The organism is Ruminiclostridium papyrosolvens DSM 2782 (assembly GCF_029318685.1).
Lineage (GTDB): Bacteria > Bacillota > Clostridia > Acetivibrionales > DSM-1351 > Ruminiclostridium > Ruminiclostridium papyrosolvens.
This window is the reverse complement of sequence record NZ_CP119677.1, coordinates 3,572,660-3,589,296: the sequence shown is the minus strand read 5'-3', so window position 1 is coordinate 3,589,296 and position 16,637 is coordinate 3,572,660. Positions and strand designations below refer to the sequence as shown.

Here is a 16,637-nt window from a genome sequence, read left to right as displayed (position 1 = left end):
CTTCGTTTCCTTAATAATATTTTTTACTTCAAAACAAAAGTGAGGGAAATATGAAGAATAATAGTACCCCATTCGTACACTTTTTTAAAACCCACAAAGCTAACTACATTTATGACTTTAATACAAATGCTATTTTGAAAGTTAATAGTGATGTATATGATGATATTCAACAGTTTGTGGAAACAGGAGAACTAAATTCTACATGTCCTGATTCAAAAGAAGTGATTAGTTCAATACAACGTCAGGGCTACTTAAATTCATTCCGGTGGAAAGAGATTTTGCATCCGGCAAGCAAACTACTGCCATATTACCTTGATAATTGTATGCAAATGCTTACACTTCAGGTAACTCAGGCTTGTAATCTAAGGTGTGCATATTGTACATATTCAGGTAATTTTGTGAACAGACACCACTCAAATGTAAGAATGAGTTATGATACTGCAAAAAAAGCAGTTGATTTTTATATAAAACATTCTACGAATACCGATAAACTAAACTTTGGTTTTTACGGCGGCGAGCCGCTTCTGGAGTTTGAGCTTATTAAAAACGTAATAGAGTATATAGAAAAAAACAGCGAGGGGAAGGAAAAGGGGTATAATCTAACCACTAATGCTACTTTATTAAATGAAGAAATTGTTTCTTTTTTACAGGAATATGATGTCAGGCTAACAATCAGCATAGATGGTCCAAAGGAGATACACGATAAAAATCGTATCAAGAAGGACTGTTCCGGCTCATTCGATACAATCATAGAAAATATTAAAATGATATCAGAAAAATTTCCTTCCTATGGGGATAAAGTCATGTTTAATTGTGTACTTGACCCACGGAACGATTTTGGATGTATAAATGAATTTTTTACAAACTATGAAGGAATTAATGGGTTTTACTCAAGCTTTGCCCATATTGCCAAAGAATATATCATAAATGATGTATATGATACAGCCGAAGAATATTCAAAACAGTATGATTATGAAGTTTTTAAGCTGTTTATGTCAAAAATAGGGCGCTTGGATAAAAAACATGTATCCAAGATTGTAGAGGCCTACTATCTTAATATTAAAAATGCTATGATAGATAACCGTCCCGTTACTGCAGGTATGGCAAAGATTGGGCATCATGGAGGGCCGTGTATAGCAGGAATGCACAAGTTGTTTGTTAATGCACAGGGAGATTTTTATCCTTGTGAAAAAGTAAGTGAATGCTCAGAAGCAATGAAAATTGGAAGTATTGATAGTGGTTTCAACCAGGATAAAATCTACCAATTAATAAACATAGGACAGTTAACGGAGAACCAGTGTAAAGGGTGCTGGGCTGCAAAGTTTTGTTATTTATGTGCGTTATTTGCTGATGATTCAGGTAATTTATCAATAGATAGAAAGATGTTCTATTGTAAGCAAGTTAGAGAAAATGTAGAGCAACAATTAAAGGAATACTGTTTATTAAAGGAAATGAACTTCGATGAAGAAGATGTGTATATACTTTAGAAATATACAGGAGGATAAATATGAGCAAAAAAAAGAGGGCAATTTTATACCCTTACGATTTTAAAAGTTTTCCACTTGTAAAGAATTCAGCTCTTATAACCGATTATGAGATTGTCAGAACAGTATCACCTAATGGTTGGGGTCTGACAGAGACTGATGCAGGACATATAGCAGGGCTTAGTACGGGGCATGTTGTAAATGGAGATTTTAGTGGCAGCTTGGAGAATTGTGATACTGTAATATTTACTGAATCCTATATTGAATTAAACTATACCAAAGTATTGAGACCGAAAGTTTTTGAGGCAGCTGAAAAGGGAAAAGATATATTGTGTTTTCTTTCCTTGGAGAAAAATCAGGTAGAAGAAATAGAAGACTACTGCGAAAAAAAAGGAGTAGACTTTACCTATTTTCCAAGTCATGGTCAGGCTTTTTATCTAGGAAATACAGAGCCAAAGGTTTCAGCCGGATATTCTATTAAAGAGCCTAAAGTCCCTGTGGTGTTAGTGTTTGGAAACGGAGAACGTGCAAATAAGTTTGATATACAACTGACTTTGCGTAAGTTTTTTCTGGAAAATGGCTATAAGGTTGGCCAGATAGGCTCCAGACATTATTGCGAAATGTTAGGTTTTCACTCATTTCCAAGATTTATGTTTGACAAACAAATAGATAATGTTGAGAAGATTCAAAGCTTTAACCGTTTTGTAATAGAGTTGGAGAAGAGGGAGGACCCCGATATTATTGTAATAGGTGTTCCCGGAGGAATTATGCCATATACCGATAAATATCATAACCACTTTGGTTTGGTAAACTATATGGTATCCCAAGCGGTATCCCCTGATTTTTCAATATTTAGCACCTTGTTCGAAGATTACTTTCCGGAGTATTTTAAGCAAATCAAACTTTCTATTAAGTACAAATTCGGATACGATGTGAATGCCTTTAACCTTTCCAATACAAAAATCAGCTGGGATGCCACTGCTGCAAAAGATACCATACAGTATATTACTCTGGCGAAGCCTGCCATTGATAATAATGCAGAGAAGTATAAGCGAGAGGGTCTGCCGGTGTTTAACTCAATTAATGTCCATGATTCGTTAAAACTATACGAATACTTGTTAGACGAATTAGGTCAAAATGCAGAGGTAAAAAGTGTTTAGAAGGGGGCATATAATGGAGCGGGAAGAAGTAGTCAAAAAACTGATAAATATGTTTAATGATATGTTTAATAAAAAAATAGATAACACAATGTCTGACGAACACTATTTTTCCAATAAATTAGGTATCTCCCCCAGAGAACTGGTTTATTATTTTCTGGAGGTTGAAACGCAATATGGTGTTCGGATACCGGAGAAATGTATTGCTGACGGCAGTTTTTGTACAATTAATAAAACAGCTGATATTTTGCTTTCACTTAATTAAGTTTGTCCATTATTCTAAAATCCCCTTTAGGACAACCTTTTTAAAGGTTGTCCTAAAGGGGATTTTAACATTTGTATAATAGTATTCAAAAAAAGAAACCCTAGTTTTCCGCTACACTATATTGCTAATTTATTTCATAATTTCCATGTCATTTTGTATGACATTTCACAATTGATATAAAATGTAAGATGTGTAATAATATAGTTGGAAAAATTTTTTTCCAATTAGAAGAGAGAGGTAACTAAAGGAAGTATTTGTCTATGGTTACTATAAAATGTTTTATTGTTTAACTTTTATTTACCGAAAGGGGATGCTAAATGCAAAACAAGAAAAAATTATGGCTATTAGTAGTAATAGCATTGGTATTTCAGATTATCTCACCAATAAATTTTGTATCGGCGGATACAGATGAAATACCGCAAAACCAGATTAAAGTTACTACAGCGAACTTGAAAGTTATGGATGGAGGTACTGAAATACTGCCAAACGGTAATCAGTATGATAATGTTCCGACAAATGCTACCTTTAAAATTGAGTATGCATTTAAATTACTTGATGATGACGGTGCCGGTACCGAATACCATTATCATAAAAATCAAACTCATACAATTACTTTACCGGCGGGTATAGTTTTTAGTGTTCCTTCCGAGGGTATACCAATTAAGGATGCCAGTAATACTCAAATGGGTGTGGTGACCTGCAGCGGTTCTTCTATTATAGTAACCTTTAATGACTATGTAGATGATTCATCCAATAACAGTGATATGGGATGTTCATTTACAATAAATGGTTCTTTTGATAGTAGTATAAATAATAACCCTTCTCCGGACCCTGTAAAATTCATTTTTGCTGGTAATGCCATAACTATTAGATTCCATCAGGAACCCCAGACGCCTCCAGACCCGGATTTAGTTGTTGATACCTACAAGTCAGGGGTTTATGATCCTCAAAATAATCTGATAACCTGGACGGTCAAAGTAAAACCAACAAATACCACAGGGAAAAATATTAGCGTAGAGGATGTATATAGTAATAATCAGCAATATGTCAGTGACTCATTTGCAGTTGATGGTGTACCGACTTCTGCCGATTTAGTTGTTGATACATCAGCACATAAACTTACATATGTATTCCCGGAAGACATAGGCATGGGAGTAGAAAAAGTAATTACATACCAAACAACACTGGCACAGGATTCTTTTAATGCAGAAGACAGCAGCCATGAAAGTGTTGAGTATGTTAACACTGCTACAATAAAACAGGGTACCGATGTCAAAGGTACAGCTGCTGCAAAGGTTGCTCTGAATTGGATTCAAAAGAACGGTCAAGTCGATCAAAATAATTATAGACTTATTCACTGGACTATTAATTTTAATAATGATTCAGTAGCCGAAGATAGCAAGCATTATACAACGACATCCAGTCAAAGTATGACTAATCCTGTAATTACTGACACTCTTCCGGATGGGTTAGATTTAGTTGAAGATTCTGTAAAAATAAATAATAATCCTGTTACCAGTTTAGGAACGTCTGATTTATATACATATGTGGCTAATAAATTAACTTATAGTCATATCGGCACATTAACAGGACGACAGGTATTAACTTTTGATACATTAGTTTCAGATTATAACACTGCCTTAAATCAGAACGGCGGTAAAGTATATAATAATACTGCAAATATTACTTGGGATGAAAATACAACCTATGGAACTCCATCCGATGGACTGGGAGTAGGTATAGGGTTAAGCGTAATAGCCAAATCAGCAGGAAGCAAAATATCTTTTGAAAAAGATAAAAATGATATTATTACATGGACCATATATGTCAATCGAAATAAAATTGACATGGTAGACCCTATTGTAACTGATGATTTTCCTTCCGGTGTTGAATATGTAGCTGATTCTTTTGACATAAATGATAAAACCGGGGAGAGTTTCAATGGTACACTAACAACCACCGCATCTAGTATAAAATATGATTTTGGAAATAGAACCATTAATAGTACATACACAATTACTTTCCGTACCAAAGTAACGGATTACACTAAATTTTTTAGTAATAGCAGTACAGGTGGCGTAATTAGTTTTACAAACACAGCTAAACTCGAAAGCTCCAGCGTCGCAGGAGGAGTTCAGACATCAGGCCCGGCTACTCAGGTTTTTGACAGCGAAGTAATTAAAAAGACTGTACAGACGCAATATAACTATATAACTCGCAGAGTAAAGTGGAATATAACAGTTAATAAAAACAAAATACCCCTTACAAAGGCAGAAATTAATGATACCATACCAACAGGAATGAAGTTTATAAGCGGTAGCTTTAAAGTACTGGATAGTAAAGGAAATACTGTAACCGACAGTGCGGGGGCTTTGACGTATCTTAATAAAGAAGATTCTGATACTGTTGGCAAAGATACTTTTCAATATATATTCAACGGAATTTCAGATTGTGAAACCTACAATATATCTTATGAAACTGAGATGAAGGAAAGTTATCTTAAAGCTAATCAATTTCCTACACAGAATTTTACTAATAATGTCAGTATCAGTATTATTGTAGATAATAAGGTCAAGACAGTAAGCTCATCAGCAACACAGGTCATAAAGAATCCAATTGTAAATAAGACATCACAATACATAAAAGGTGCAGACAGTATTGATTGGGTTGTGCCTATAAATACAGGCAAGGTAAGTTGGGATGGAATAACTTTAACAGATAATCTACAAAATGAATTAGAATTGGATATGGATACTGTAAAGTTATATGAAATGAATCTGAATGCGGACGGAACATTAACAAAGGTTAATCCTTTGTCTCCATTGCCAAAAACGGTCTATTCTGTGGCTTACAGCAGTAAAACCTTCACACTGACTTTAAAAGGCCCTGTCACAGGGGCGTATCAACTGGAATTTACTACAGACGTACTTACAGACAACGCAACTGTAAAAAACAGTATAACCTTTCAGGGTTCGGCATTTAGTGCAGGCAGTACTGCAAGTACTGTTAGGGTTGATGTGAATGATTCAAGTGCTGTTGGGTATGCTAAACGAGGGCAAATATCCATCATAAAAGAGGATACCGATGATAGCGGCAAAAAGCTTAGTGGAGCAGAGTTTGCTCTATATGATATAAACAAACAATTAGTAACAACAAAAACAACAGATATAGACGGTAAGGCTGATTTCACTTCACTTAAATTCAGAACCTTTTATATTGGTGAGACTAAAGCCCCAGATGGTTACTTGATAAATACAGAACTGCAAAAAGTAAAAATTAATTCGGAAACTCCTTATGTTATAACCTTTAAAAACCAAAAGGCAACTGCAAAGATAGAGTTCCATAAGCAGAGTGCGGGAGGCCAACCTCTGGGTGGAGCGGAGTTTACGCTATATAACAAAAGCAATGGGGCTGTTGTAAAAACTGCTTTAAGTGACAGTTTGGGGAAAGTTTTATTCAGTGATATTCCTAAAGGTGAATATACTATAAAAGAGACAAAAGCACCATCGGGATACTATGCTTCAAACGACGTTATACTGGCAACTGTAGATACCAAGGCAGACAAAACAGGTATGGCAGTTACTCTTTCTAAAAATGTAATTAAGAATAGTCCAATTCCGGGAGTATCTTTCGGTGATTTAGTTCTAACGAAAACAGATGAGAACGGTAAAATATTGCCGGAAGCAAAATTTGTACTATTAAACGCAGGCGGAACAATAATTCAATCGGGAATAACACAAAATGACGGTAAACTCAGGTTTAATAATTTGGTTGCAGGACAATATAGCCTTCGTGAAACGGAAGCTCCTGAAGGCTATGAACTCAACAAAAATGATTACCCTGTTAATGTAACAACAGGAGATACTAAAGCAATAACTGTTGTAAATAACACAAAGAAACAGTATGGAGCAATTGAAGTCCAAAAGAACGATGAAGGCGGAAATCCTTTAGAGGGTGCGGAGTTTACTTTGTTTGATAATGCAGGCAAAGCAGTCGCCAAATCAATAACCGGTAAATCAGGTATAGTATCATTCAGCAATATCCCGGTAGGAAGTTATAAAATTGTTGAAAGTAAAGCTCCGGAAGGATACGTTGCTTCTACTGTTTCCATTAGCGTAGTAGTTCAAAGCAACAGTACAAAAAAGATTACTTTTGTAAATAAGAAGAAAGATGCCGGATTGCCCGGAACCGACATCCCTCAAGAGAAGGGAACTTCTAAAATAATTATTAATAAAGTAGATATCAAGAATAAACCTTTATCAGGTGCTGAATTTACTCTGTTTGATTCAAAAGGTAATATTATAGCAAAAGCAGTTTCGGGAGCCGATGGACAGGCGGTTTTCTCCAACCTTAAACCGGGTAACTATCAAGTACAAGAATCAAAAGCTCCTAAAGGTTATGTTATAGATACTAAAAAGCTGGATATCAAGTTGGATAAAAAGGAAACATTAAAACTTGATTTTAGAAACAGGAGAGTTGAGGATTTACAAGACGAAGATGTACCTTTTGGGTGGTTTGATGATGGTAATCCGGATAAAGATGATGGTAAGCCAAACAATCCAAACAGCACTAAAAATGACCATAAAAAAGGAACACTTCCGCAGGCGGGAGAAATGATGGATACATATATGCTGTTATTGTCAGGTGCTGTATTAGTTATTTCAGGTACAACACTGCTCATTAATTCCAGAAAGAGAAAGCTTTCTAAAGAGTGAGATTAGGTTTGATTGGAGAAAGCAATGTTCAAAAAATTAATACCTTGGATTCTAATAGTATTGGGCTGCTTAATAATTGGATTTGCAATATATCTTAAAGCTGATACTTATTGGAACCAGCATAAACTCATAAATCAGTATGAGAAATATTGCGAGAATATAAAGAATCAAAAAGGGGGACCTTCGGATAATAATCCGGAGGTTTCTCTTGATAGTAATAAACCTACCGAAAAAAAGTTACCTGACACTATAATGAATCCTGACCAAGAAAATGAGAAAAAAGAGGAGGAAAGAAAGCTCCCGAAGATTATAGGAATTATGAGTATCCCAAAATTAGATTTAAAAGTAGCTATTGGTGACGGTTCATCCAATGCAGCAATGAGATACACTGTTGGACATTTCTTAGAAACAGCTTACCCCGGTGAAAATGGAAATTTTGCAGTAATTGGGCATAGAAGTTATAAATACGGACAGTTCTTTAACAGATTGGATGAACTGGAAAAAGGAGATTCTATTGGTATCAAGAGTGGCACAAAGACATATGAATATATTGTTACAGAAAAAATCGTAGTCAAGCCTGAAGACACGTGGGTACTTAATACTACTGCAAAACCAACAATTACTTTAATCACCTGTTCACCAATTAGAATTGCAACACATAGACTGGTAGTAAAGGGAGTACTTAATAAAATTAATTAGGTAGTAATACCTATATACATATTAAGCACCACATGCTAAAATTTAATTGTAATATGATTGCGGTGACTTTCCACCGACAAAGGCAAACTAATCGAAAGATTAGGACGCAAAACTATAGGGTCTTACTCATTTGAGTTGATAGCCAGTTACCGAAAGGGGAGTTTTTTATGTTTAAAAAACTATCTGCAATACTGTCACTAGTGTTGGTTTTATCAATATTTTTCTCTACAACCGTTGTACGAGGAGAATCAACAGCAATTGATAAAAGTAATCTTAGAAACGGCATTATTAGTATTAATTATTCATCTGATTCCGGTGCCAAAACTAAGGTTGTAATTACCAAAGATGGCGTCAAATACACATATAATTTAAACAATAATGGTGTTTACCCATTGACATTGGGGGATGGGGATTATGATGTTTCCGTTTGGGAGAACATAGAAGGAAATTCTTATCAGCTGATAGAAGACGATACGATTACCCTTGATTTAAAGGACAAAAATAAAGTGTTTCTCCAGTCAATCCAATTAATAAATTGGAATAATGATATGGAGGTTATAAAGAAAGCTGCAAGCTTAACAAAGAACCTTAAAACTGATAATGAAAAAGCAATTGCAATTTATAATTATGTAGTTAAAAATTATAAATATGATTATAGCAAGATTTCAAAAGTAAGTGCTGATTATATTACGGATATACCTACTGTATATAAAAAGTCTAAAGGCATTTGTTATGATTTTGCAGTGATTTACTCAGCAATGTTAAGAAGTGTGGGGATTCCGGCAAAAATGGTTACAGGATATAAATCCGATATAAAAACTTACCATGCATGGAATGAGGTATATATCAAGGAAATTAACAAGTGGGTTACCATAGATACTACGTATGATTCTACAAAACTGAGTAATAACAAAAAAGTTTCAATGATTAAACAAAATAGTGATTATAAAGTTATGAAAATATATTAGTACATAAAAGGCCAAAGGCGAGTTAAACAAATAACTCGCTTTTTTTGTCCCCAAAATCCCTTACAAACCTTCCCGCCATAAAATACACTTGCAAAAGTATAAATATCTATAGTACAGTTAATCTATAGACTTAAAATATTATGTAAATAAAAGGAAATATATGGTAAAAATCTGTACTAATGGAGGTCTTTTCTGTGAAAAAGAACTTGTTGGATCTGGATTATATAATAAACGCCGATAACTATAGAAATATTCAGGATTCAATTGCTGATTCCACAGATATGGCTATTATTACGGTGGATTACAAGGGTAAACCCATAACTCATCATAGCAAATGTACAAATTTATGTAAATTTGTACGTTCTCATCCTGAACTGTCCCTCATATGCGAAAAGTGTGATTCCAGAGGAGGTCTGGAGGCAGCTCGGTTAAATCAGCCCTATATATACTTGTGCCATATGGGGATAGTGGATTTTGCCATACCCATAGCAGTTGACGGGCAGTACCTTGGTGCTGTTATGGGAGGTCAGGTTCGAGTTGAAGATGCCTCGGAAATGGAATCACTAGAGAAAATTACCAGCCAAAAAACAGATATTCTTGATTATATCAATAAAAATGAACTTGAAGATTTGTACAAAAGTCTGCCGGTAATGAAGCTTCAAAAGGTACGAGCCAATGCTGCAATGATATATAACATCTGTAACTATATTGTAGGCGAAGCAGTTCTGAAAATAAACCTTAGCGATGGGGCTATTTCAAAGGAAGCACACTATAATCATTATCAGCATAACAAAACGTCTGTAAATACGGAAAGCTGGAATACAGGCATATCTGAAAAAAATAAAAGTGATATAAGCAACCGGGAAAATATTATTCTTAAACCGGCTCTTGATTATATAGAAAAATACTATACCCGAAATATCAGCCTTAATAATATGGCCAGCTTATGCAATATCAGTACAAGTTATTTCAGTAAGCTGTTCAGAAGAACAATAGGCGATAATTTCTCAAATCACATAAACAGAATCAGAATAAAAAAAGCCAGAGAACTCCTTGAAACCACTGATATTCCCATAACAAATATAGCGTTGGATTTGGGCTTTGAAGACAGCGGCTATTTTATTAAAGTCTTTAAAAAATTCGAGGGAGTTACACCTTCTAAATTCAGAAACGATGCTCTTTGATAAAAAATACATAAAAAATTTGTGCTGATTTTTACTATCATTGCGCAATTTTACTATTGATTTTTCCCAAAACTGTGCTTTTATGTTCAAGTTCCTGACCACTCCTTAAATTATAATGAAAATGTAATTAGTATTTAATTTCATTTCTATATTAAATTTAAAGGAGTGGTTTATTTTTATGAAAAAAGTAATGATATCACCATCAAAATATATACAGGGTGAGGATGAACTGTATAATTTAGGAACCTATGCAAAGGAATTTTCCAACAGGGCATTACTGGTAGCCTCAAAGGTAGACCAATCAAGAGTACAGAATTATATTGATAAAGCATTGGAAACAGATTCCTTTGATATAGTGTATGGAGAGTTTGGAGAAGAGTGTACAAAAAAAGAAATAGCAAGATTGCAAAAACTTGCTGAAGATAAAAACTGCGGAGTATTTATCGGTTTAGGAGGCGGAAAGGCTCTGGATACAGCTAAAGCAGCTTCCTTCCTTTCAAAGAAGCCTGTAATTATTGTTCCTACCATAGCATCCACAGATGCTCCCACAAGTAAGCTTGCTATAATATATAACGAAAAAAGCGAATTTGAAGAATACTTCCATCTGCAAAAGAATCCTGATCTTGTACTTGTTGATACAGGGATTATCTCAAAGGCTCCGGTAAGGTTCCTTATAGCAGGTATGGGGGATGCGCTTTCCACATATTTTGAGGCAAGGTCTTGTATAAGATCCGGCGCAAACAACATGCCCGGAGGCAAAAGCACCAAGGCTGCATACGCATTAGCAACACTTTGCTTTGAAACACTGATGGAGGAATCCTTGAAAGCAAAGGCAGCTTGTGAAATGAAAGTTGTTACACCTGCACTTGAAAATATAGTTGAAGCAAACATACTGCTAAGTGGTCTGGGCTTTGAAAGCAGCGGTCTTGCAGCAGCACATGCAGTTCACAACGGTCTTACCGTACTTGAGGAAACTCATCATTATATGCATGGTGAAAAAGTATCCTTTGGAACAGTTGTTCATTTGGTACTGGAAAATGCACCACAAGAAGAAATAGACAATGTAATTGGATATTGTAAATCTGTAGGTCTTCCAACTTGTCTTAAAGACCTTGGAATTGTTCAGGTAACAGAAGAAAAAATCATGGCTATAGCAGAAGCTGCCACTGCCGAAGGTGAAACAATACACAACATGCCTTTCCCTGTTAAGGCAAAGGACGTATATGCTGCAATAATGACTGCCGACAAACTAGGCCAATAGAATAGGAGTAAACGCATATGAAAAAAATAATCAATAAAGTTGAAGATATAGTCATTGAAATGTGCGAGGGAATTGTAAAGGCGCATCCTGAGCAACTTGCTTTCAGTAAAAAATATAAAATTATTAAAAGAAAACACTTGAATAAAGACAAGGTTACACTCATCAGTGGTGGCGGTAGCGGACACGAACCTGCTCATGCAGGTTTTGTAGGTAAAGGTATGCTGGATGTAGCAGTTTGCGGAGACGTATTTGCATCTCCATCCACCATACAGGTTTACAATGCTATTCTGGAGACAGAGTCTGACAAGGGTACGCTTCTCATAATAAAGAACTACTCAGGAGACTGCATGAATTTTGACGCAGCGGCTGAGATGGCGGAAGATGATGATATTGTTGTTGATAAAGTTTATGTAAACGATGATGTGGCAGTTAAAGACAGCTTGTACACTGTTGGAAGAAGAGGAGTTGCCGGAACAGTATTTGTTCATAAACTTGCCGGTGCTGCTGCTGAACAGGGTATGGATTTAAAGCAGGTTAAGGAAGTAGCACAAAAGGTAATAAATAACGTACGTTCAATCGGTTTTGCATTGACTTCCTGTACCGTTCCGGCAAAGGGAACACCAACATTTTGCCTTAATGATGATGAGATTGAATTTGGTGTAGGAATTCATGGTGAACCCGGAATTGCCCGTGAAAAGATTGCTACTGCAGAAGAATTGGCCGTTAGAATGGTAGATTTAGTGACCAAGGATCTCCCAATAGTTTCAGGAGACGAAGTTGCTCTTCTGGTTAATGGTCTTGGAGGAACACCGTTGCAGGAACTATATTTACTCAATAATTCAGTTGCTGCTGCCCTTGAAAATAAAAATATAAAGATATACAAAACCTTTGTGGGCAACTATATGACCGCAATAGATATGGCAGGTGCTTCCATATCACTGCTTAAGCTGGATGATGAGCTTAAGAGTTATTTGGATGCTTCAGCTGATACTCCGGCACTAAAAATCTAAAAAACGAGAGGAAGTACAAGATATGTTGACTACTAAAAAAATAACAGAGCTTGTTATGAATATGGCAGATGTTATCATAGCAAACGAGGTGTATTTTTGTGAACTGGATTCTGTTGCGGGTGACGGAGATTTTGGAATGTCAGTTGCAAAGGGATTTAAGCAGTTGAAGCAGGAGTGGAATGACGTTTCTCAGGAAAATATAGGGGCATTCCTTAAGGGCTGCGGAATGATAATTACCGAGTACTGTGGCGGAGCGTCAGGGCCAATATGGGGGTCTGCTTTCAGAAGTGCTGCAAAGTACGCAGGTGATAAGACTGAACTAGATTTACCGGGATTGGCAGCACTTATGCAAAGCGCGGTAGAGGGTATTCAAAAGAGAGGCGGAGCAAAGTTAGGTGATAAAACTCTGTTGGATGCCTTAATTCCTGCTACTGAATCCTTAAAAGCCAGTGCTGAAAAAGGTGAAGAAATGTTGTCTGCAATGAAGGCTGCTGCTGAAGCTGCTGTTGCAGGCGGAGAAAAAACAAAAACTATGGTGGCGACAAAAGGCAGAGCCAGCTATGTAGGCGAAAGAAGTGTAAACTATCCTGATGCAGGAGCAGTTGCTATAGGAGTAATTTTTACTGAGTTGACAAAGGATTTAAATTTGGCTTAAAAAATTTAATTAAAGATAATTGAACTCAATACTAAAAATATCAAGACCGTATAAAATACTTAATTTTTATACGGTCTTATTATTTTAACTCATTGAATCTAATTAATTAAATCCTTTAAAAATATGTTGACATACCACAGTGAAATGCAATATAATTTATACATAAAGAGACGAAAGATGTCGAAATCCATAGATAAATTTAAAAAAATTTGGAAATTGAATTAAAAAGATTAATCAAATATAAAAGTTGCAAAATAATTATTTTCAGGAGGGGAATAAGTTATGGATAACCAATTTGAATTTTTTATGCCTACCAAAATATGTTTTGAGGCCGGAATATCTAAGAAAGTTGATAAGTATATCAGCGGAAAGAATGTTCTGATTATTTCAGACCCTTTTCTCTATCAGTCCGGTGTTGCAAAACAGATCGGAGAAGGTATGTCAGGTAAAAATGTTGCCTACTTTAGTGATGTGGAGCCTAATCCTTCATGTGAAAGCGTTGATAAAGCAGCAGAAGTTGCAAGAGCTATAAACGCTGATTGCGTTATCGGTTTAGGTGGCGGAAGCGCTCTTGATATTTCAAAAATAGTTTCCTGTCTGGTTACAAACGAAGGCAGCATTTATGACTATTACAGCGGCGGCAGCAGGACACTGTCAAAGAGACAGGCAACTCTGGTATGTATTCCAACAACTGCCGGAACAGGCAGCGAAGTAACAAATGTTGGTGTATATACAAACAAAAAGGCCGGCATAAAAATGCCAATGGTTAATAATGAATTCTGGCCTGACTATTCAATAATTGACTGTGAGCTTACATATACCTTGCCGGCTCCGGTTACGGCATCTACAGGAATGGATGCTTTCTGCCATGCGATTGAAGCATACTGGAACAAGGCATCACAGCCAATTTGCGATATGCTTGCAATTGGTGCTATGAAGCTGATACTTGACAATATAAAAACTGCGTACAGCGAACCTACAAATAAGGAAGCAAGAGCAGCAATGATTAAGGCCAGTCTGATTGCAGGAATTGCCTTCAGCCAGACAAGAACAACCGGTATACACGCATTAAGTTTTCCATTAACAACAGAATTTGGAGCAAACCATGGAACTGCCTGCTCCATAACTCTTCCTGCATTTATAAAAATCAGCGGACAGCAGGCTGAAGCAAAAATGAAAGCTCTGACAGATTACCTTGGCTTTGAAAGTCTGGAGAAATTCTCCGAAGCAATTGAAGAGCTTATGAAAGGTATGAATATGCCTGTACGTTTACACCAAATCGGAGTTAAGGAAACTGACTTAGAGCATATAACAGAAGTTGGTCTTGGAGCTGCGATTATACAGTTAACTCCGGCTGAAATGAATAAGGAAACAGTTTATAAACTTCTTAAATCAATTCTATAATGAAAAATTAAAATAAATTAATGATTATTTGGTAGTCAAAGATTTGGAGGTAGCAAATGGATAACAAAATTGAAATGCTTGAAAGCAGAGCATGTGAAATACGGAAGTTAACCATACAAACCATTGGGAAACTTGGTGTTGGACATATAGGTGGAGCATTATCACTCTGTGAAGTTTTGTCAGCACTTTATTTTGAAGTTATGAACATTGATTCAAATGATTCAAAAATGGAAAACAGAGACAGGTTGGTTTTATCAAAAGGCCATGGAGGTCCGGCACTGTATTCGGCACTGGCATTAAAGGGTTTTATTCCAATGGAGGAATTAGATACCCTGAACAAGCCTAATACAAACCTTCCAAGCCACTGTGACATGAAGAGAACAAATGGTATCGACATGTCGACAGGTTCACTGGGCCAAGGATTTTCAGCTTCAACAGGAATGGCGGTTGCAGCTAAAATGGATAAGAAAAGTCTTTATGTATACTCAATTATCGGAGATGGAGAGAGTCAGGAAGGGCAGATTTGGGAAGCAGCCATGCTGGCAGGCAGCAGAGGCCTTGACAATATCATAGCCTTTACAGATTACAATAAAATGCAGATTGACGGTCTGATAGAGGAAGTAAATGGACTTGAACCTCTGGACAGGAAATGGGAAGCTTTTGGCTGGCATGTACAAACAATTGACGGACATGATTTAAAACAAATTTTATATGCCATTGACAATGCTAAGAAGATTAAAGGAAAACCACATATGATTATTTTAAATACCATTAAGGGTAAGGGTGGATTTTTCTGTGAAAATAGTGTTGCCTCTCATAATATGCCTATTTCCGATGATACATGGAAAAAGGCCGTGGAATTACTGGATAAAAGGGAGGATGCATAATTATGGTACTTGAAAACAGATGGTTAAGAGAGACCTATGTAGACCTGCTGATAGAATATGCAAAGCAGGATGAAAGACTTGTTATAGTAGAAGCTGACCTTATGAAGGCGGCTGGAACTACACGCTTTGGTGAAACTTTTCCCGAAAGAACTATAAACTGCGGCGTTCAGGAAGCAAATATGATTGGAGTTGCAGCAGGAATGTCTGCAATGGGAAAAGTACCGTTTACTCATACCTTTACTCCTTTTTCTACAAGACGTGTATGTGATCAGGTTACATTATCAGTTGCTTATGCAGGACTGAATGTAAAGATTATGGGTAGTGACCCCGGAGTGACTGCAGAGCTTAATGGCGGTACTCATATGAGTATGGAAGATGTAGCAATTATGAGAAATATACCGGATATGATTATATACGAACCCGTAGACAGCGCTCAGTTAAAGAAGATTTTCCCACAAATATTAGAGCATTACGGCCCTGTATATATAAGGTTGTTAAGAAGAAATGCAGTTCAGATATTTGATGACAATACTGAATTCAAACTTGGTAAGGGTATTGTTATTAAAGAGGGAAAAGATGTTACCATTCTGGCAAGCGGAATAATGGTGGCGGAGGCTTTGAAGGCAGCTCAAACACTGTCTGCAAAAGGAATAGACGCAGAAATAATAAATATTCATACAATTAAACCTTTAGATGAAGAACTTGTGCTGCAAAGTGCAAGAAAGACGGGAGCAGTTGTAACCGCCGAAAATCATTCCATACTCAACGGATTGGGAGGAGCAGTTGCAGAATACCTCAGCGAAAACTATCCTGTTCCAGTACAGAGAGTTGGAGTAAAGGATACCTTTGGAGAAGTAGGTTTTACAGACTTTCTGAAAGAAAAATATGGACTTACTGAAAAAGAAATAGTTCTGGCAGCTGAAAAAGCCATAGCCATGAAAAGATAAG

The 16,637-nt window shown here is 36.3% G+C and carries 11 protein-coding genes, 1 pseudogene and 1 riboswitch; all 12 genes and pseudogenes read left to right on the top strand.

Translation table 11 applies throughout. The features are described from left to right. Positions 1-50: 50 nt before the first annotated feature. The 12 genes and pseudogenes from ccpM to P0092_RS15955 all read left to right on the top strand — a co-directional run bounded on the left by ccpM (position 51) and on the right by P0092_RS15955 (position 16,636). Complete coding sequence (gene ccpM / locus P0092_RS16010) at positions 51-1,487, top strand: Cys-rich peptide radical SAM maturase CcpM (protein ID WP_004616465.1); 1,437 nt, start codon at positions 51-53, stop codon at positions 1,485-1,487. A gap of 20 nt (positions 1,488-1,507) precedes the next feature. Beyond that, a complete protein-coding gene (locus P0092_RS16005) occupies positions 1,508-2,644 on the top strand; it encodes a TIGR04066 family peptide maturation system protein (RefSeq protein WP_004616467.1) in 1,137 nt (378 codons plus the stop codon). 13 nt (positions 2,645-2,657) lie between these two features. Continuing rightward, the gene (locus P0092_RS16000) at positions 2,658-2,906 is read left to right on the top strand and encodes a peptide maturation system acyl carrier-related protein (RefSeq protein ID WP_004616469.1); all 249 of its coding nucleotides are present in this window, start codon (positions 2,658-2,660) and stop codon (positions 2,904-2,906) included. A gap of 317 nt (positions 2,907-3,223) precedes the next feature. After that, complete coding sequence (locus tag P0092_RS15995) at positions 3,224-7,621, top strand: SpaA isopeptide-forming pilin-related protein (RefSeq protein ID WP_004616471.1); 4,398 nt, start codon at positions 3,224-3,226, stop codon at positions 7,619-7,621. Between the two features lie 24 nt (positions 7,622-7,645). After that, positions 7,646-8,320: a class D sortase gene (locus tag P0092_RS15990; RefSeq protein WP_004616473.1), complete on the top strand. Its 675-nt coding sequence runs from the start codon at positions 7,646-7,648 to the stop codon at positions 8,318-8,320. 71 nt (positions 8,321-8,391) lie between these two features. After that, positions 8,392-8,474: riboswitch (cyclic di-GMP riboswitch) on the top strand. A gap of 13 nt (positions 8,475-8,487) precedes the next feature. Continuing rightward, positions 8,488-9,288, top strand: coding sequence for a transglutaminase-like domain-containing protein (locus P0092_RS15985; protein ID WP_004616475.1), 801 nt, complete (start codon positions 8,488-8,490; stop codon positions 9,286-9,288). A 194-nt stretch (positions 9,289-9,482) separates the two neighbouring features. After that, positions 9,483-10,472, top strand: a complete 990-nt coding sequence (locus P0092_RS15980) for a PocR ligand-binding domain-containing protein (RefSeq protein ID WP_004616477.1) — start codon at positions 9,483-9,485, stop codon at positions 10,470-10,472. Positions 10,473-10,650: 178 nt separating this feature from the next. Then, positions 10,651-11,733: a glycerol dehydrogenase gene (locus tag P0092_RS15975; protein ID WP_004616478.1), complete on the top strand. Its 1,083-nt coding sequence runs from the start codon at positions 10,651-10,653 to the stop codon at positions 11,731-11,733. 17 nt (positions 11,734-11,750) lie between these two features. After that, positions 11,751-13,398: pseudogene (dhaK, locus tag P0092_RS22170) on the top strand (dihydroxyacetone kinase subunit DhaK). A gap of 282 nt (positions 13,399-13,680) precedes the next feature. Further along, entirely contained in the window at positions 13,681-14,802 is a 1,122-nt protein-coding gene (locus P0092_RS15965) for an iron-containing alcohol dehydrogenase family protein (protein WP_004616480.1), read from the top strand. A gap of 56 nt (positions 14,803-14,858) precedes the next feature. Then, complete coding sequence (locus P0092_RS15960) at positions 14,859-15,689, top strand: transketolase (RefSeq protein WP_004616481.1); 831 nt, start codon at positions 14,859-14,861, stop codon at positions 15,687-15,689. A 2-nt stretch (positions 15,690-15,691) separates the two neighbouring features. After that, complete coding sequence (locus P0092_RS15955) at positions 15,692-16,636, top strand: transketolase family protein (RefSeq protein ID WP_004616482.1); 945 nt, start codon at positions 15,692-15,694, stop codon at positions 16,634-16,636. Position 16,637 lies beyond the last annotated feature (1 nt).